Source organism: Mycobacterium sp., from assembly GCF_049280035.1.
GTDB lineage: Bacteria > Actinomycetota > Actinomycetes > Mycobacteriales > Mycobacteriaceae > Mycobacterium.
Genome location: NZ_JBAPPI010000665.1, coordinates 1 through 17,855 on the forward strand (window position 1 = coordinate 1; position 17,855 = coordinate 17,855).

Sequence of the window (17,855 nt, forward strand, 5' to 3'; positions counted from 1 at the left end):
GTGTTCAGCGACGGAAAGCGCTGGCCCGTCGAGCGAACCACCTGGACTGGGGCGGCGGTGATTCTGGCCGCCGACGCGCTGTCGTGCACCACTGCCGGCAGCGGCATCTTCCGCGGCGCCGACCTTCCGCGCGGTCTTGAGGGCGCTTATGACTGCGAATGTCTGATCAGCCCGTCGGATCGCTAGACCGCAGTACCGGCCTCTCCTGATATCCGCTCCAGTAGCCGCATTGACCCGGTGACGGATCGCTCCACGAACGCGCCGCTTTGCACTGCGCGGCAATAGAGCTGGTAAGGCGCCTGGCCGCCATCACGCGGGTCGGGGAAGACGTCGTGGATGATCAGCGCTCCACCGGGACTCACCCATTTCGACCAGCCGTCGAAGTCTTGATGCGCCGCGGCCTCGCTATGCCCGCCGTCGATGAACAACAGCTGCAACGGCATGCGCCACCCGCTGGCCACCACGGTCGATTTGCCCACCACCGCCACGACGTTGTCATCCAGGCCGGCGTCGTCGAGCGTGCGCCGCAAGGCAGGCAGGGTGTCGAAACGTCCGGTGGCTTCGTCGACCAGCGACGTGTCGTGGTACTCCCACCCGGGCTGGTGCTCTTCGGAACCATGGTGGTGATCGACGGTGTAGAGAACACTGCCCCGCGCCAGCGCCGCCGCGCCCAGCAGCACCGTTGATTTGCCGCAGTACGTCCCAATCTCTACGCCGACACCATGATCGAAGTAGCGAAGCGCTGCGTCATGCAGCGCCCGGCCCTCGTCGGCGGGCATGAATCCGGTGACTCGATCGGCCAGTTCGAATAGCTGGTTGGTCCGCCCGTTGGCAGCCGAAAGATCTGAAAACGTCATCACCGCCAACCGTAACAGTCGTGTTGCTGCACCTGACACGGTGTAGTAGTGTCCGGACACGTGTCCACCCCGGTAGCTGGGGAATCGACCAGACGGCGACTGACCGCCAAGCAAGCCGACACCGTTGACCGGCTCGGTCATGCGGCGATTGAAGTTCTTAGCCGAGAAGGCTTCTCCGGCTTGACAATTCGTATGGTTGCCGCCGAGGCGGGAGTCGGCGCCGCGACCGCCTACACGTACTTCTCTTCGAAGGAACACCTCGTCGCCGAAGTTTTCTGGCGGCGGTTAGCGTCCAGACCGGTTCCGGCGAACGATTCGACAGACTCGACCGTCCGCGTGATCGCGGTGCTGCGGCACATCGCACTGTTGGTCGCCGATGAACCCGAACTGGCCGGTGCAGTGACCAACGCGTTGCTGGGCAAGGATGCTGAGGTCATGCATCTGCGGCTGCGCATCGGTCGCGAGATCCACCAACGCCTGGTCACAGCCTTGGGTCGGGACTGCGCTCCCGACATGGTCGAATCGCTAGAACTGCTCTACGCGGGAGCCTTGGTGCGTGCCGGCATGGGATATGCCTCTTACACCCAGATCGCCGACCGGCTGGAAACCTCGGCGCGACTGCTATTGGCCAGCGCACCGTAGTCGCGGTACTGACGGTCACCGCGGCTGCGACCTGGCATGATCACGGTCATGGACGTCGTCGATCACCCCGAACGCGACCAAACCTGGGATGCCACGGAGCGCTCTGAGACAGAAATCCAACGATTGGACCGTAATTGGCTCAGCCTGCTGCAGGAGTTGCGGGTGGTTCAGACCGGCGTCCAATTACTGACCGGCTTCTTGTTGACGTTGCCGTTCCAGCAGCGCTTCGAGACCCTGAACACCACGATGCGGTTGATCTATCTGGCAACAGTTGGCTGCTCGATTGCCGCCACCGTACTGTTGGAGGCTCCAGTAGCGATGCACCGCTTGCTATTTCGTCGGCACCGAATCGAATTTGTCGTCTCCGCCGCACATCGGTTCGCTTACGCCGGGCTCTTACTGATGGGTTTGTCTCTCACCGGCGTAGCCGTGGTCATTTTCGGCACGGTGGCCGGTATGGCAACGGGCGTCATTGCCGGGGCATGTGCGGTGACCGCTGAGCTCGGTTTCTGGGTGCTGTTGCCGCTGCGGCTGCGCCATCAAGCGCCGCCAGCTACCGAATAGGAAAAACGCCGCCGATACACAGGACCGGTTTGCACAGCAGACAACCCGGGAACACAGCGGCCATGTTGATCCGCAGAATCGCTCGTCCTTTGTTGTCCGCTGTATTCATCGGCCAAGGCGTCGAGACATTGCGAAACCCCAAGGTCACCGTCGAGGCGGCGGAGCCGACAGTGGCTGCACTACGGACGCTGCCGGAGCCTTTCGGAGACAAGGTACCGTCGGATCCCGAGACGGCGGCCCGGATAAACGCCGCCGTCCAAGTCGGCGGTGGTCTATTGCTCGCCACCGGCAAGATGCCGCGGATCGCCTCGGCAGCGCTGGCATTCACGGTGATACCGGGCAGCCTTGGCGCACACCTGTTTTGGACTGAGAGCGACCCGGAACGTAAGGCGCAGAAACGTCGCGACCTGCTCACCGACCTGAGCCTGTTGGGCGGCCTGATCATTGCGTCGGCCGACACCGCCGGCAAGCCATCGTTGGGATGGCGTGGTCGACAAGCGGCGGGCCGGCTCTCGGAGGCGGTATCGGCTGCACTGCCGCTGGATGGATCCGACGGCACTGTGCTCGATTCCGAGCTGGGCGAAAGAATCGCACATGGCCTTCACATCGGCGCCGAGCGGGGACGCGAACTGGCCAGCACTGCCGTCGAAAAGAGTGAACCGCTGGTCGAGGCCGCTCGCAAACGCGGCGGCGAACTGATTAGCACTGCCGGGGAGAAGAGCGCGCCAGCGGTGAAAGCCGCGCGCAAACGCGCACGTAAGCGCGGCCATCAGCTGGCGGAAGCTGCGCGCGAACGCGGCGCCGAACTGGCTGAAACCGCCCGCGAGCGCGGCGCGGATTACGGTGAGCGAGCCCTTGAACGAAGTGCCGAGTGGGGCGAACGCGCACGTGAGCGGGGTAGCGAACTCGCGGCTGAACTGGCCGAAAGCGCGCGCGAGCGGGGCAGCGAACTTGGTGAGCGCGCCCGCGAACGCGGCGGCGAACTGACCTCCCGCGGACGAGTCAAAGCTCGTCGTTGGCGCTGACCCACCGACGCCGTCCATACAGCACCCAGGACACCGCTACCAGCGCGAACACCACAATCGGCACGAAGCTGGCCCAGCTGGCCGGGTAAAGCACGCCGACGATGTAGTGGGCGATGAAGCCGTCCGGCGGCAGCGGCGGCATCCCGGCTTTCGCCCGGCCCCAACGCTCCAGCCAGGTCAATGGACAGTCCAGATGCTGGGTGGTGATCGCGATCCCCCACAGCGCGGCCGGGACGTGTAACCAGATCGTGCGGCGCCAGCGCAATGCGACGAACCCGCCGACGATCAGGTAGCAAAGAAAGGCGAAGTGCCCGACGACGGCAAGCGCGACCACGAATTGATACATGGCTAGCTACCCCAACAACGCGTCGCAACGGCAGCGTTTTTCGCCTTGCTCATAGCCGTGGGCCAGGTGTTTTGTCGTGCCGAATAGATCACAATGCTAGCCGCCGCCGTGGTCGGGCAGTAGCCGCCGCGAAAGCGTTTGGCAGAGTGGTCACATACCCAACCCGGCGGCCTGGGCTTGCGGTTCTTCGCCCGGCTGATCGACGGGATCTTGGTGAACATCGTGGCCTTCGATTTTTCTGTTCGACAGCGACTACTGGTTCTTGGTGACCGGGCTGTTCTCGGGCGTGCTCGGCTTGGCTGTCCACGGCCCGGGTGGAGCACCGAAGCCGGATGTGACGCAGTCGGCCACCGCAACTCGTTCACCTCCCGGTGGTGCCGTACATCGGCGGACTGTTGGCGTTTATCGCCTACGTCATCATCGCGGTGACGATCAGCGGCAGCCCGACCAAGCAGGGCAAGCACGACGAGTTGGCCGGCGGGCACCCAGGTGGTCAAGGGCTGACCAAATAACTCACAAATCTGTCGACGATGCTGTCAACGCTCGATTCGACGTCGAGGGCTAACCCGTGCTCGTCGGGTGCAAGCGGTTCCAGAGTGTCGAACTGCGATTTCACCAAAGCCGACGGCATGAAGTGTCCTGGCCTGCCGGCTTGTCGGCGACCGATCAGTTCCGGTGAACCGGTCAAATGCAAGAACTCGACACGTGGGCAGTGCGAGCGCAGTCTGTCGCGGTATGCGCGCTTGAGCGCCGAGCAGCTCATCACGCCGCCGTCCTCATGGTCGGCCAGCCACTGCCCGACCGCCTCCAGCCACGGGTAGCGGTCATCATCGGTGAGCGGCGTACCTGCCGCCATCTTGGCGATGTTGGCTCGCGGATGAAAGGCATCTGCGTCGGCGAACGGCACGCCGAGGCGGCGCGCTAATGCCGCGCCCACCGTCGATTTGCCCGACCCAGAGACACCCATGACCACGATGGGTGGGCTTGGCGGACAGAGGTTTTCAGCGCAGATTACGGTTCCACTCCACCCAGCCCACGCCGCTGCGCCCATCGGCGGTGCTGACAGTGCCCCATACCCGGGGAAATTGGCTGATCCGCCCGTCGCGGGAGACCAACCGCACCGGTGCGTGTCCACGCACGTCAATGGTCGCGGTGATGTCACCGGGATCAACCGCCAGGGTTGCACTAGCCGGTAATCCGTCGGCGTCGAATGTTTGGCGGGCGGTGATGGTTTGCAACTCAGTGAGCATGCCGACGCGGTCTTGGACGTAGCCGATACCGACCGGCGGGATACCCGGAATCCGGATCTCCACGGCGTGCAAGTGTGTCCCGTCGTCGAGGTGCAGTGCGCTCCAGACCCAGTCCATGCTCCACCAGTCCCGCACCCCCCACGAGTGGTCCCGCTGACCGGGTACCGCGTCGAAGGTGTAGCGATGCCCGTCGATTGTGACGGTTCCCGAGACCAGGCAGGGTATCTCGTAGCGGGTAGTCAACCGATACTTGTACGGCGTGCCGTCGGTGCTCCACACCAGATCAATCGCCATCTCGACCGGCGCTCCCTGTTCTCCTCGCAACAGCGCGGCCGGGTCGGGATAGGACTGGCCGTGCCCACGCAGGCCAATGTGATAAGTATGCAATGCATCGCCGACGGAGTGGGTGAAATCGACTGCGCCCGTTCGCAATGCCCACGGATCGGTGGGCAGCGGGACCTCGAAGTCGACAACCGCAACCGTGGGCAGGTCCGGACCGCACAGCAACGCGTGCAGCCATGCCGTGTGCTGGCTGGGGATCAGGCCGAGGCGCACCCACCCACCGAATCCGCTTGCTGTATCAGCGAAGTCGGCATACCAGCTCTCGCTCCACAGCAGCTCGTCAGTCGCAACATGGGCCGACTCGTCGTCGCGTGACGGACGCAGCGGCTCGACGGCCGTCGGTGCGGCCAGTATCGCCAGAGCGTCAACGTCGAGCACATGCTCACAATGTCGTTGCAGCATCGTCATGAACATCGCGTCGCCGCGTTCGGTGCGTTCCACCAGTATCGACGAGATGATCGCCATCATCACCCCGAAGAAGCTTTGCCTGCGCACCCCCTCGCGGACATCGGCGAGGCTGATCGGTGCGTCCGGCCCCAGCGCGGCGTGGTAGGCCTGCAGCAGTGCGTCGTAATGCGTGCGCCGCTCCGCCACCGGCAACGCGCAACCGAGGAAATAGGCCACGTCGGTCATCGCCGGACCCCACGTGACCGTCTGCCAATCGACTACCGTCAGCGGGCGGTCGGCACCGCCAGCGCCGAACAGCATGTTGTCCAATCGATAGTCGCCGTGCAGGAGACCATGAATGCGCCCCTCGGCGGCCTCCTCGGCCAGATACGCGTCGAATCCGCCGACCAGCCGTTCGCACACCATGCGATGCCGCGGCGCGATCTGATCGCCGTAGCGATCGACGAACCCGGCGTAGAGGGCCGCGATCAACCCCTGGTTGACCGGCGTGTCGCGGCGCAGCCACGGCTCCTGGGCGAGCGTGTTGTCACCGAGCAGCGGACCCTGCAGCCGGGCCAGCTCGGTGACCGCAAGCTGAGCCTGTGCGATTGTGGCGCCGCGGATTTCATCGCCGACGACCGCCGGACTTGCGTCGCCGAGCAGGACATCGAAGATGCCTGCCGAAGCATCGAAAGCGGCGTGATAGCACGGCGCGACCGGTCCGCGCAGGCGCGGGGCGATATCCCGGTAGAAGCCAACTTCACGCTCGTAAAGACCCAGACTCCCGCCGGTCTGCCGGCTCATCGGGTCGGTGGCCGCTACCTTGAGCACCACGGAGTCCGGCGCGCCGCTGCCGGGTTCGGCGTCGGCATAGGTCAGCTGAAGCCGGTAGCACTCGCTCATCTGACCGGTGCCGATCCGCTCGACGCTGAAATCGGCGATGGATCCGGCGCCGATCGCTGCGGTCAGCCAGGCGGCGGTGAGGTCACCGGGGCGTTCGACGACGTTGTCGGTGTGCGCTGTCATGGCTCATTTAGGCAACCACATCCACCGTCATCGCGCCAGCGAGAAGCCTTCCCATGCCATCCGCCGCTCCGGGTGCGGATCGAATTCGAGATGGGACTTACGGTCGAAGACCATCACTGCGCGTTCGGTGTCGGTGTAGGCCGGCCAGTCGTCGCCGGGCACCCCAGTCCGGCTGAATGATCGCCAGCGCCTTTGCACTTCGTTGGTAACCCGCAACGCAGATCGCCGATCAGCCGCAGCGGTCAACATCGCCCCGAACCTGGAGCGGTAGATACCGAAGACCGCAAGCAGTTCGGTGGCGTGCGTGGCGCCCAGCCCCGACCAGCGCAGCACCCGCGGTGCGTAGTCGTATCGATACACGTAGACGGGCGCGTGCTTGCCATGGGCTTCTGCGATCTCCCAAGCAGCCGAGCTGAAGGCAAAGTCGCCACCGAGCCGCACACAGGCGGACCGTTCGGGATAATCGGGGTAAGCAGCGGTAATGCGTTCCCGCGCAGCCGGTTCCACCTCAGCAAGCAGCGCTTCGACCATCGGCTCGGTCGTCGGCAGCAGTGGCAGGAAGCGGGTGAACAACCGTCCCTCTTCGGCGTTGGTACCCACGATCAGCGGCACCCGGAGCGCTTTGCCGCGCCGCATCGCCTCGACGGGGTCCAGCGGCAGAACGTCGTCACCGGACACCGGGCCAATCGGGAAGGCTCCCAGCATGTCTCGCACGCCCTCGTCGATCAGGCGATTTTGTGCCGCCACCAATTCGGCGGGAGAAGCCTGCCTCAGCGCATGCGCGGCATCCGGCTTGCGGACACCCAGTGTGGTCGCGAATCGCCCCGCGAACTCCCTTGCCATTTCACGCGAACGCACCATTCCGGTCGCCGGGCTCTCCGAAATAACTTGGGCGAACAGACCTTCAGCCTCCGGCACCCCCAACAACGTGGCGACTGCATGCGCGCCGGCGCTTTCGCCGAACACCGTGACTTTGTCCGGATCGCCGCCGAACGCGGCGATGTTCTGCTGGACCCAGCGCAGCGCCAACACTAGATCGCGCAAGAACAGGTTGCTCTCAAGGGTGATTTCGGCCGTCGACAGCGACGACAAATCCAGGCAGCCCAGCGCGCCCAGCCGGTAGTTGACCGATACATAGACACACCCACGCCGGGCCAGGCCCGCGCCGTCGTATATCGGAGTGGCTGAGCTACCCATGATGTATCCGCCACCGTGCACGAAGACCATGACCGGTAGCGATTCGCTCTCCGGCGCCTCCGGTGTGACGACGTTGAGGGTGAGGCAATCCTCGCCCATTGGCTGGTACTTGCCGACGCCGACGATCGTGTAGCGCCGCGCCTGCGGCGCGCACTTGGTGACGCCGTGGCAATACCGCACACCTCGCCACGGCTGGGCCGGCTGCGGCGCCCGAAAGCGCAGCGCACCCACCGGCGGCCGGGCGTACGGGATGGACCGCCAGCGGTGCACGCCGTCGCGGGTGAAGCCTTCGACGGTGCCGGCAGCCGTCGTGACGCGGACGGTGTGTTCGTGCATGACCTGACGGTAGCGAATCTGAGGGGGTCCTGCGTGGCAGGTCTAAAGAATCGAGTTATTGACTACGTGGATCTCGCCGCTACCGCCGTCGACCTCGACGAGCGCCCCGGGCGGGAGACGTCGCGTCGCGTCGGCAACATCCACCACACATGGGATACCGAATTCGCGCGCTACTACCGCGGCATGCGACATCGGTCCGCCGAGCTCGGTTACCACCGCCGCCGCGTAGGAGAAGGCGGCGGTGTAGCCGACATCGGTGACCTCGGCGACCAGGATCTCTCCGGGTTCCAGGTCGTCGATGGAGTCCGGCCTGACGATGCGCACCCGGCCGCGCACTCGTCCACCAGAGACACCCACCCCGTTCAGGGTCTCCCCGGGGGCAAGGACGGTCGCAACGGAGGTGGCGGCTTGCCAGCTGCCGCTGAACACTGCAGGTAGCACGAAGCCGGCCAGCCTGCCTTGTTCTGCGCGGCGACGCGCGACCAGTGCCGAAGCGTCGGGGGGTAGCGCATCAAGCTCGTCGACCAGGAGATAGAACACATCGTCGGGGGTATCGAGAACACCCGAGTTGACCAGTCTGCGTCCCAGCTCACGGAGTAGCCTGCGCAACAACCAGATTGCCCGGACCATTCTGTCGCGTCGGACTTCGCGGTCGCGAAGCTGTTGCGCGGCAAGTCGGGCCACCGGCCGGGCACGCAACGGGATTGCCGGACGGTGGGTCGCTGGCCGGGTGGGAATGTTCAGCGATTTGGCGACCATCCGGATCAGCATCTCCGGGTCGTCTGCGTAGCTGGCCGACCGCATCTCGACCTCGGCGGGACCGCGGTGCCCAATCACTTTCAGCTCGGCAAGCACCGCGGCGTGGAATTCCGGGGCCTGGGCGGACAGCTCGTCGAGGTGGTCACCGGGGCGGGCCAGAATCCGGGCCACGTTGGGGTCGCGTTGCGCCGCGTCCGCCAGTCGGTACACCGCGCTCAGCGGCTGTCCGCTGGCCACTTCCTGACCAACCGGCAGCACCATGTCACGTCCGCTCAGCCCGCGTAGCACCACGCTGAGCGCGGCGAACGACATGAATGACCCCGACGCCAGCACCCAACCGTGTATGACGTGATCGCGCGCCAACAAGATCAGGCTTTGCAATCGTTCGTCGGTGAGCTGTGAAAGATCCTCAGCAACAGCGTCTTCCAAGCGGCCGATGTCGTCGATGAAGTCACGCGTGTCACGGGCAGCGCCAATGGTCAGGCCCGCCAAGTTGGCCGCGAACACTCCGAGGTTGCGAATGGTGCGCAGCGCCCGCATGGCCGGCCCGGATTCACGTGGCGGCGGTTGCTCGCCATAGATCGGCATGCTGGCCGCGCTATGGCCGAAGAATTGGCTCTGCCGAATCACCGTCGCGGGCTTGACGAATGGAACAGTCTCGGCCATGAAGTGCGCGGTGGTGATCGCCCCATACAGGCGGTGTGCGAAGACTCCGATGGTTCGGGTTGCCATCTCGCGCTGGATCAAACCGCCCGGCCGCAGCCTCGCGGCGATGATCGCGCCGCCCGCGCGCAATCCTTGCACGGTCACCGACGCCGATGACGGTGAAAACGGTCCGGGCAGCGCCTCGGACAAGTTGGTGGCGAGGTAGGTCGGGAAGCGCGGGTCGATCGGCGTGTCGAACTCGCCGTTGGCGCCGTCCGGACCGGCCAACACCGGGGCAACCCCGTCGGCAGCCGGCACATCAACCGACGGAATGTCTTGGGCATGAGTCAGCCGCCAGGGCAACGACACCACCCGCTTGCCAACGCTGATTCGACCGCGCACCGCCAACGCGACGTCTTGAACGCATTCCTCAGCGCTCCAGGCGACAGTGAAGTTCCATTTGTCCCGCAGCAGCGCGGTATCCATCGACGGTGCGCTCAGCAGACGATCCAGTTCGGGTGAGCTGGCCAGCCGCTTACCCACCGGTAGCACGGGGCGCCCCAGCACACCGGCGATCTGTCGCAGCGTCGACTCCCCTTGCGCGCCAAGGTTCACCGGCCCACTGCCGATGCCGGTATCGACGACGGCCTGGACGAAAACCCGATGCACGTCGTCGCTGTGCACGACCTGCAAGCTGCGATCGGCGTCGATGTCGGAAAAGAACGGGGAGGCCAGCACCCGGCGCACCCAGTTGTCGACGCCTCTGCCGAGGATGGCCGCCGAGCGGATCGCCACCCATTCCGCGCCGGACGCGGCCAGCATCTCCTCGACGCCGGCAACGTCGCGTCCTTCCGCGGACACCGGGTTCGGGGGGTCGGCCTCGGACAGCGGCGTTGCGCCGCCTTGGTCTGCGCCGTAGACGTGCGCGGACGAGGCGAACACGATGCGACGGGTACCGCTTTGGGCCATCGCGTCAAGCACATTGGCGGTCCCGCCGATGTTTATCTCGCGACTAACCGAGTGAGCAGCGGCCGGATCGACCGCCCAAGCACAGTGCACGACGATGTCCGTGCCTGTGACCGCACGCCGCACCCCGGCGACATCGCGAATATCGCTCTGCGCGAAGTCGGCTGAGCTCGGCCAGCTTTCGGGACGATTACGGGCCAGACCGACGACGTCGTGGCCGCGGCTGAGCAGTCGAGCGACAACGCCGCGACCGATCACTCCGCTCGCCCCGGTGACGGCGATCCTCACTGGCTAACCTCAAACCTCATCTGGCTAGTCGTCGTCATCGAGGAAGGCAGCATTGACCAGATCATCGAGATCCATTGCCGCGATGTCCTTTTCCCTGGTCTCTGCCCCGTCGGCTCCGTCGGTCTCGTTCGCCAGGCTGAGCAGCAGGTCCAATACTCCCGCCTGGCGAAGGCGTTTGACCGGAATAGACGCCACCACGCGCTGGATTTCCACCTCGCCGGGTGCGACTTGCGGCGCCGACTCGGTCGAGGCGCCGACGAGCTCGTGGCGGAAGTAACCGGCCAGCGCCGCGGAGTTCGGGTAGTCGAAGATGAGGGTCGGTGAAAGCGCCAGCCCGGTGGCGGCTTTGAGCCGGTTACGCATCTCGACCGCGGTCAACGAGTCAAAGCCCAACTCCTGGAACGCCTTATCGGGGTCGATGGCCTCCGGGGTGGTGTTGCCCAGCACGGTCGCGATATGCGAACGCACCAAATCCAGCAGCACCGCATGCTGCTCGTCCCCGGGTAGCCCCTCCAGGCGTTGCAGCAACGCGGACTTCGACTTGGCAGCGGCCAGCGAATCGTCGACCTGACGCCTGGAGCGCGCGTTGATCAGGTCGACGAACATCGGCGGCAAGGTGCCCGCGTCGTACTTGGCGCGTAGCGCGGTGGTGTCGATATGGGCCGGCAGCAGGAACGGCTCGTCGACCACCATCGCGGTGTCCAGCAACTGCAGCGCCTCGGTTGCGGACATGGCCACGATGCCGTCCCGGGCGAACCGGGCGAAATCGACAGACGCCAGCCCGCCGGTCATGTCGCTGGCCTGGTTCCACAGACCCCAGCCCAGTGAGATCGCCGGAAGACCATGAGCACGCCGATGCGCCGCCAACCCATCCAAAAACGAGTTGGCCGCCGCATAGTTAGCCTGACCCGACGACCCCACCAATCCGGCCATCGACGAAAACATCACAAACGCCGACACGCCCAGATCCCGGGTCAGCTCGTGCAGATTCCAGGTCGCATCAACCTTGGCCCGCAACACCGCATCCACCCGATCCGGCGTCAACGACGTCACCACCGCATCATCAAGGACCCCAGCGGCATGAATCACCGCTGACAACGGATGCTGCACTGGAATATCCGACAGCACCTTGGCCAGCGCCTCACGATCAGCGGCATCACAGGCCACCATTGACACCTGCGCACCGGCCTCGGTCAGCGCGGCCACCAACTCCGCCGCACCCGGCGTATCCGGGCCACGCCGGCTCAACAACATCAACTGGCGCACACCGCGATTGGCCACCACGTGCCGGGCCAACGCCGACCCCGCCATCCCGGTAGCACCGGTGATCACTACCGTGCCGGCCGCCCAGGCATCGGGCATCGTCAAAACAACCTTGCCGACATGACGCGCCTGGCTCAAATACCGCAGCGCCGCCGGCGCGCGCCGCACATCAAACGCTGTCACCGGCAACGGCCGAAGCGCACCGTCATCGAACAATTTGGCCAAGTCGGTGAGCATTCGCTCGATGTGGTCTGCCCCGGCCTCGAAGAGGTCGAAGGCGCGGTAGCGCACCCCCGGGTGTTCTTGGCCAACGACACCGGGGTCGCGGATGTCGGTCTTGCCCATCTCCAAAAACACCCCACCCGGGGCGACCAACCGCAGCGAGGCATCAACAAAGTCACCGGCCAGCGAATCGAGCACCACATCCACACCGCGACCACCGGTGGCCGCCCGGAACTTGTCCTCAAACTCCAAGCTGCGCGAATCCGAAATGTGATCGTCGTCAAAGCCCATCGCCCGCAACGTGTCCCACTTGCCCCGGCTCGCGGTGGCGAACACCTCCAACCCCAAATGCCGGGCCAACTGCACCGCAGCCATCCCCACCCCACCGGTCGCGGCATGCACCAACACCCGCTGCCCCGGCCGAACATCCGCAAGGTGGACGAACGCGTAGTAAGCCGTCGCGAAGACCACCGGCGCCGTTGCGGCATCGGCGTACGACCATCCCGTGGGCATTTCCATCAGCAGGCGGGCGTCTGTGGTCGCCATGGTGCCGGTGCCTTCCGGGAACAGCCCGGTGACGCGGTCACCGACGGCGAAACGATCATCGCCCGAGGCGGTTTCGACGACGATGCCGGCGGCCTCGACACCCATCACCGCGTCGTCGTCGGGGTACAGCCCGAGAGCGATCATGACGTCGCGGAAGTTGGCTGCCATCGTGCGAACAGCGATCCGGACCTGGCCGGGCTCCAACGGCGCATCAGCGTTCGGGATCGGCTCCAGCAACAGATTCTCAAATGTGCCCTTAGTCGACATGCCAACCCGCCATGGCCCGTCAGTCGGCGGCACCAGCAGGGCGTCCACTGCGCGACTGCCATGCACCCGCGCGGTGTGAACTGTCCCGCCCCGCACCACCACCTGCGGCTCACCGGCGGCCAACACCTCGGCCACCGTCGGCTCATCAAGCGGCGCATCGGAATCCACCAACACGATCCGGCCCGGATGCTCGGTCTGCGCCGAACGCACCAACCCCCACACCGCAGCACCCGCCAGATCGGTGACGTCCTCCCCCGATAACGCCACCGCGCCGTGGGTCGCCACCACGAGCATCCCTGAATCATGCTCGGCGAGCCAGGTTTGCAGTGCGGCCAGCGCTTCGTGGGTGCGCCGGTAGGTCGCGGCCAGCGGATCTTCGTCGGCGGCTACGGATTCGAAGACGTCGTGCGACGGCGTCTCGGCCTGGGACGCGGGCGACGCGGGTGACCAGATCACCTCGAAAATCCGGTCGGGTCCCGAACCGGATACCGCCGCCATCAACTGTTGCTGCGTCACCGGACGCGCCACCATCGAAGCCACCGACAACACCGGCAACCCCAACCCGTCAGCCAACTCCACCGACACCGCCGACGGACCCGACGGCGCTATCCGCGCCCGCACTGCCGACGCTCCCGCCGCATGCAACGACACGCCTTGCCAGGAGAACGGCACCAGCACACCGTTGTTGTCGCGGTCGTCTGCCTCGGTGGCCACGATCACGGCGTGCAACGCCGCATCCAGCACCGCCGGATGCACACCGAAGCCTGCCGGTGATACGCCGGCATCACCCGGCAGGCTTACCTCGGCGAACACCTCGTCGCCACGACGCCACATCGCGGTCAACCCTTGGAACGCCGGGCCGTACCCGTATCCGCGCGCCGCCAACCGGTCGTAAAGGCCGTCGATGTCGACCGGCTTCGCGCCCATCGGCGGCCAGGTCGACATCTCGATGTCCGGCTCGGCATCGCCGGGCCGGACTACACCTTCGGCATGCAGAGTCCAGCCCGAGTGGTCGTCACTGCGGGAAAACACCGATACCGACCGGTTGCCTGATTCGTCGGCGGCGCCGACCACTACTTGCATGGCCACTGAGCCGGTTGCCGGGATCACCAACGGCGCCGCCAGCATCAGTTCGTCTACGACCGAGCAGCCGACTTCGTCACCGGCGCGGATCGCGAGCTCGACGAAACCCGCACCCGGGAACACCACTACGCCGCCAACCGCATGATCAGCAAGCCAGGCTTGTGACGCAGCGGAAAGCCGGCCGGTCAGCATCACCCCGCCCGAGCTCGGCAGCTCTACAACGGCACCCAGCAGCGCATGCTCGCTCGCCGTCAATCCCAGGCCGGCAGCGTCACCGGCACCGCCATCTCCAGAAAGCCAGAACCGCCGCCGCTCAAAGGCATACGTCGGCAACTCCACAAATCCGGCCCCGGGCAGCACCGCGCGCCAATCCACGCCCACACCCGACACAAAGGCCTGCGCCAGTCCGGTCATCAAGCTCGTCGGTTCAGGCCGGTCCTTGCGCAGCATCGGCAAGGACACGATGTCGGCTTCCGCGAGCGATTCCTCGATCGATGAGGTCAGGCCGCCGCCGGGCCCGACCTCGAGGAACCGGCTGGCCCCAGCCGAATTCGCGAAGCGGATGCTGTCGGCGAACCGTACCGCTGCCCGGATGTGCTGGGTCCAGTAGTCGGCCGACGCGAAGTCTTGCTCGGCCAGTTGTCCGGTCACATTCGAGATGATCGGGATGGTGGGCGCGTTGACCGTGAGCTCCTTGGCGGCCGTTCTGAACTCGTCGATCATCGGCTCCATCAATGGCGAGTGGAACGCGTGTGAGACCGCGAGCTTGTGCACACGGCGGCCCTGTTCGCGCAGCTGCTCTGCGATCACGGTCACCGCTTGCTCGTCACCGGAAACCACAACTGACGACGGGCTGTTCACGGCGGCAATGCCGACGCCGTCGGTCAGCAGCGGCCGCACTTCGTCTTCGGTGGCCTGCACGGCCATCATCGCGCCGCCGGCGGGCAGAACCTGCATGAACCGGCCGCGCGCAACCACCAGCACGGCCGCATTTTCCAGCGACAAAGCGCTGGCGACGTGCGCTGCGGTCAGTTCGCCTACAGAGTGGCCCATCACGAAATCGGGCTTTAGACCCCAGGATTCCAGCAGTCGGTACAGCGCGACTTCGATCGCGAACAGCGCGGGCTGCGCGAATTCAGTGGTATTCAAGAGGTTTTCGTCATGGCCCCAGATGACTTCGCGCAGTGGCCGCAATAGGTGTCGGTCCAGCTCGCCGACAACGGTGTTGAAGGCTTCGGCGAAGACCGGATACGCGGCATGCAGTCCCATGCCCATCCCGAGCCATTGGGAACCTTGCCCGGGGAACACGACCACGGTTTTGCCCGCCGAGGCAGCGTGCCCGCAGACCACCGAACCACCCGGTTCAGCGGTAGCCAACTCGGCCAAATTAGCCAGCAACTCCCGCCGGTCTGCACCGAGCACGACGGCCCGATGCTCGAACGTCGAGCGGCCCGCCAACGACCAACCCACATCAGCTGCAGCCAGCTGCGCACGCGCACTGATGAATTCACCCAACCGCGCGGCCTGCTTACCCAGCGCCGCCGCGGTCTTGGCCGAGATGACCCACGGCATGATCGGCGGTTCGGCCGCCGGCTCGACAGCCTCCGCCGCCGGAGCCGCTTCGATGATCACGTGCGCATTGGTGCCACTGATCCCGAACGATGAAACCCCGGCGCGGCGCACGGGCCCATCGGCCGACTCGGCCTTCCATGGCTGCGCTTCGGTCAGCAACGCGATCGACCCCGCTGCCCAATCCACGTGTGGGCTGGGTTCGTCGACATGCAACGTTGCCGGCAACACCTCATGGCGCATCGCCAAAATCATTTTCATCACGCCGGCCACGCCGGCTGCCGCCTGGGTGTGACCCATGTTGGACTTGATCGACCCCAGCCACAGGGGCTGTTTTCCGGGCTCCGCCCTATCTTGCCCGTAGGTGGCCAGCAGCGCCTGAGCCTCGATCGGATCGCCCAACGTGGTGCCCGTGCCGTGGCCCTCCACCACGTCGACATCGACCGCGCTCAACCCGGCGTTGGCCAGCGCCGCCCGCACTACCCGCTGCTGCGAGGGCCCGTTGGGCGCGGTCAAGCCGTTGGAGGCGCCATCTTGATTCACCGCCGAGCCGCGCACCACCGCCAACACCGGATGGCCCAACCGCTGGGCATCCGAGAGTCGTTCCACCACCAGCATTCCGCCGCCTTCGGAGAATCCGGTGCCGTCCGCCGCAGCTGCATAGGCCTTGCACTGACCATCAGGCGACAAGCCCCGCATGCGGCTGAACTCCACAAAGATGTCGGGTGTGGCGTTGACGGTCACACCGCCGGCGAGCGCGAGGTCGCATTCCCCCGAACGCAGCGACTGCACCGCCATATGCAGAGCCACCAGCGACGACGAGCAGGCAGTATCCACCGACACCGCCGGGCCCTCCAGGCCCAGCACATACGCCACCCGCCCCGAGGCCACACTCGACGACTGTCCGGTCAGCCGGAAGCCCTCCACGGCTGGTGCGGCGCCCATACCGTAGCCCTGTGTGTACACCCCGGCGAACACACCGGTGGCACTGCCCCGCAACCCACCGGGCTCAATCCCCGCCCGCTCCAACGCTTCCCAAGACAGTTCGAGGAATAGGCGTTGTTGGGGATCCATCGCCAGCGCCTCGGACGGACCCACTCCAAAGAACGCGTGGTCGAAGTCTGCGACGCCGTCCACGAATCCACCGGTGCGGGCATAGCACGTGCCCGGCACGTCGGGATCCGGGTTGTACAGCCCGGCCAGATCCCAGCCTCGGTCGTTCGGGAACTCGGTGAGCACGTCGCGGCCGTGGGCCACCATGTCCCACAGGCCCTCCGGGGAATCCACTCCACCGGGGAAACGGCACGCCATCCCGACGATCGCGATCGGCTCGTCGGTGGCGGCCCGGACTGCGGCCACCTGCTTGGTCTGTTGTGGGACGCCGGCGAGTTCGCTGCGGATGTAGGTAGCGAGACCGTTAGGTGTCGGGTAGTCGAAGATGAGGGTGGGTGAAAGCGCCAAGCCGGTGGCGGCTTTGAGGCGGTTACGCATCTCAACCGCGGTCAACGAGTCAAAGCCCAGCTCCTGGAAAGCCTTATCCGGGTCGATGGCCTCCGGCGTAGTGTTGCCCAGCACGGTCGCGATATGCGAACGCACCAGATCCAGCAACACCGCGTGCTGCTCGGCTTGAGGCAGTCCGTATATGCGGTGTGCCAGTGCGGATTTCGACTTACTGGCGGCCAGCGAGTCGTCCACCCGTCGGCGGGCGGGCGCGCTGATCAGATCGACGAACATCGGCGGGACTACCGCCGCATTGGCGCGCAGCGCGGCGGTGTCGATGCGGGCCGGCAGCAGGAACGGTTCGTCGACCACCATCGCGGTATCGAACAGCTGTAAGGCCTCGGCCGATGGCAGCGCCAAGATGCCGGTGCGACCCAGCCGGGCCTTACCCGCAGCGTCGAGTCCGCCGGTCATGTCGCTGGCCTGGTCCCACAGACCCCAGCCCAGCGAGATCGCCGGCAAACCATGAGCACGGCGATGCACAGCCAACCCATCCAGGAACGAGTTGGCCGCCGCATAGCTGCCCTGACCCGACGACCCCACCAACCCGGCCATCGACGAAAACATGACAAACGCCGACACATTCGCATCGCGAGTCACCTCGTGCAGGTTCCACGCCGCATCCACCTTGGCCCGCAATACCGCATCCACCCGCTCCGGCGTCAACGATGTCACCACCGCGTCGTCAAGAACACCGGCGGCGTGGATCACCGCCGACAATGGGTAATGCACCGGAATGTCGGCAAGCACCGTCGCCAACGCTTCGCGGTCAGCG

The 17,855-nt window shown here is 65.8% G+C and carries 11 protein-coding genes and 1 pseudogene; 5 read left to right on the plus strand and 7 right to left on the minus strand.

Annotated elements, in window-relative coordinates:
• A pseudogene (locus WAN71_RS21320) lies at positions 1-186 on the plus strand (prenyltransferase); the annotation flags it as partial.
• Here WAN71_RS21320 and WAN71_RS21325 read toward each other — a convergent pair.
• A complete protein-coding gene (locus WAN71_RS21325) occupies positions 183-857 on the minus strand; it encodes a class I SAM-dependent methyltransferase (RefSeq protein ID WP_422227234.1) in 675 nt (224 codons plus the stop codon). The pseudogene WAN71_RS21320 and the gene WAN71_RS21325 sit on opposite strands and share 4 nt — an antisense overlap.
• A gap of 60 nt (positions 858-917) precedes the next feature.
• On the opposite strand from WAN71_RS21325, the gene WAN71_RS21330 reads away from it, so the two are divergent.
• The 3 genes from WAN71_RS21330 (at position 918) to WAN71_RS21340 (ending at position 3,088) form a co-directional block, all read left to right on the plus strand.
• On the plus strand, positions 918-1,499 hold the full coding sequence (locus WAN71_RS21330; RefSeq protein ID WP_422227244.1) for a TetR/AcrR family transcriptional regulator: 582 nt from the start codon (positions 918-920) through the stop codon (positions 1,497-1,499).
• Between the two features lie 48 nt (positions 1,500-1,547).
• Positions 1,548-2,063 carry a DUF6328 family protein gene (locus WAN71_RS21335; RefSeq protein WP_422227235.1) on the plus strand — a complete coding sequence of 172 codons (516 nt, stop codon included), beginning with the start codon at positions 1,548-1,550 and terminating at the stop codon, positions 2,061-2,063.
• A 62-nt stretch (positions 2,064-2,125) separates the two neighbouring features.
• Positions 2,126-3,088, plus strand: a complete 963-nt coding sequence (locus WAN71_RS21340; RefSeq protein WP_422227236.1) for a DoxX family membrane protein — start codon at positions 2,126-2,128, stop codon at positions 3,086-3,088.
• Here WAN71_RS21340 and WAN71_RS21345 read toward each other — a convergent pair.
• Positions 3,066-3,434 (minus strand): DUF2784 domain-containing protein, encoded by a 369-nt coding sequence (locus WAN71_RS21345; protein WP_422227237.1) that lies wholly within the window; start codon positions 3,432-3,434, stop codon positions 3,066-3,068. The genes WAN71_RS21340 and WAN71_RS21345 overlap by 23 nt on opposite strands.
• A gap of 374 nt (positions 3,435-3,808) precedes the next feature.
• On the opposite strand from WAN71_RS21345, the gene WAN71_RS21350 reads away from it, so the two are divergent.
• Positions 3,809-3,946, plus strand: a complete 138-nt coding sequence (locus WAN71_RS21350; protein WP_422227238.1) for a hypothetical protein — start codon at positions 3,809-3,811, stop codon at positions 3,944-3,946.
• On the opposite strand, the gene WAN71_RS21355 is transcribed toward WAN71_RS21350, so the two are convergent.
• From WAN71_RS21355 to WAN71_RS21375, 5 genes are all read right to left on the minus strand, one after another.
• Positions 3,928-4,401: a gluconokinase gene (locus WAN71_RS21355; RefSeq protein ID WP_422227239.1), complete on the minus strand. Its 474-nt coding sequence runs from the start codon at positions 4,399-4,401 to the stop codon at positions 3,928-3,930. The genes WAN71_RS21350 and WAN71_RS21355 overlap by 19 nt on opposite strands.
• Positions 4,402-4,435: 34 nt before the next feature.
• On the minus strand, positions 4,436-6,439 hold the full coding sequence (locus WAN71_RS21360; protein WP_422227240.1) for a phosphotransferase: 2,004 nt from the start codon (positions 6,437-6,439) through the stop codon (positions 4,436-4,438).
• Between the two features lie 27 nt (positions 6,440-6,466).
• Positions 6,467-7,972 carry a carboxylesterase/lipase family protein gene (locus WAN71_RS21365; RefSeq protein WP_422227241.1) on the minus strand — a complete coding sequence of 502 codons (1,506 nt, stop codon included), beginning with the start codon at positions 7,970-7,972 and terminating at the stop codon, positions 6,467-6,469.
• A gap of 42 nt (positions 7,973-8,014) precedes the next feature.
• The gene (locus WAN71_RS21370) at positions 8,015-10,630 is read right to left on the minus strand and encodes an NAD-dependent epimerase/dehydratase family protein (protein ID WP_422227242.1); all 2,616 of its coding nucleotides are present in this window, start codon (positions 10,628-10,630) and stop codon (positions 8,015-8,017) included.
• A gap of 24 nt (positions 10,631-10,654) precedes the next feature.
• Positions 10,655-17,855: SDR family NAD(P)-dependent oxidoreductase (locus WAN71_RS21375; RefSeq protein ID WP_422227243.1), on the minus strand; the 7,201-nt coding region annotated here is incomplete at its 5' end.

Excerpts from the sequence above, each read along its gene's own strand:
- WAN71_RS21365 (WP_422227241.1), bottom strand. The coding sequence starts at position 7,972 with ATGCACGAACACACCGTCCGCGTCACGACGGCTGCCGGCACCGTCGAA.
- WAN71_RS21360 (WP_422227240.1), bottom strand. The coding sequence starts at position 6,439 with ATGACAGCGCACACCGACAACGTCGTCGAACGCCCCGGTGACCTCACC.
- WAN71_RS21325 (WP_422227234.1), bottom strand. The coding sequence starts at position 857 with ATGACGTTTTCAGATCTTTCGGCTGCCAACGGGCGGACCAACCAGCTA.
- WAN71_RS21355 (WP_422227239.1), bottom strand. The coding sequence starts at position 4,401 with ATGGGTGTCTCTGGGTCGGGCAAATCGACGGTGGGCGCGGCATTAGCG.
- WAN71_RS21335 (WP_422227235.1), top strand. The coding sequence starts at position 1,548 with ATGGACGTCGTCGATCACCCCGAACGCGACCAAACCTGGGATGCCACG.
- WAN71_RS21340 (WP_422227236.1), top strand. The coding sequence starts at position 2,126 with ATGTTGATCCGCAGAATCGCTCGTCCTTTGTTGTCCGCTGTATTCATC.
- WAN71_RS21345 (WP_422227237.1), bottom strand. The coding sequence starts at position 3,434 with ATGTATCAATTCGTGGTCGCGCTTGCCGTCGTCGGGCACTTCGCCTTT.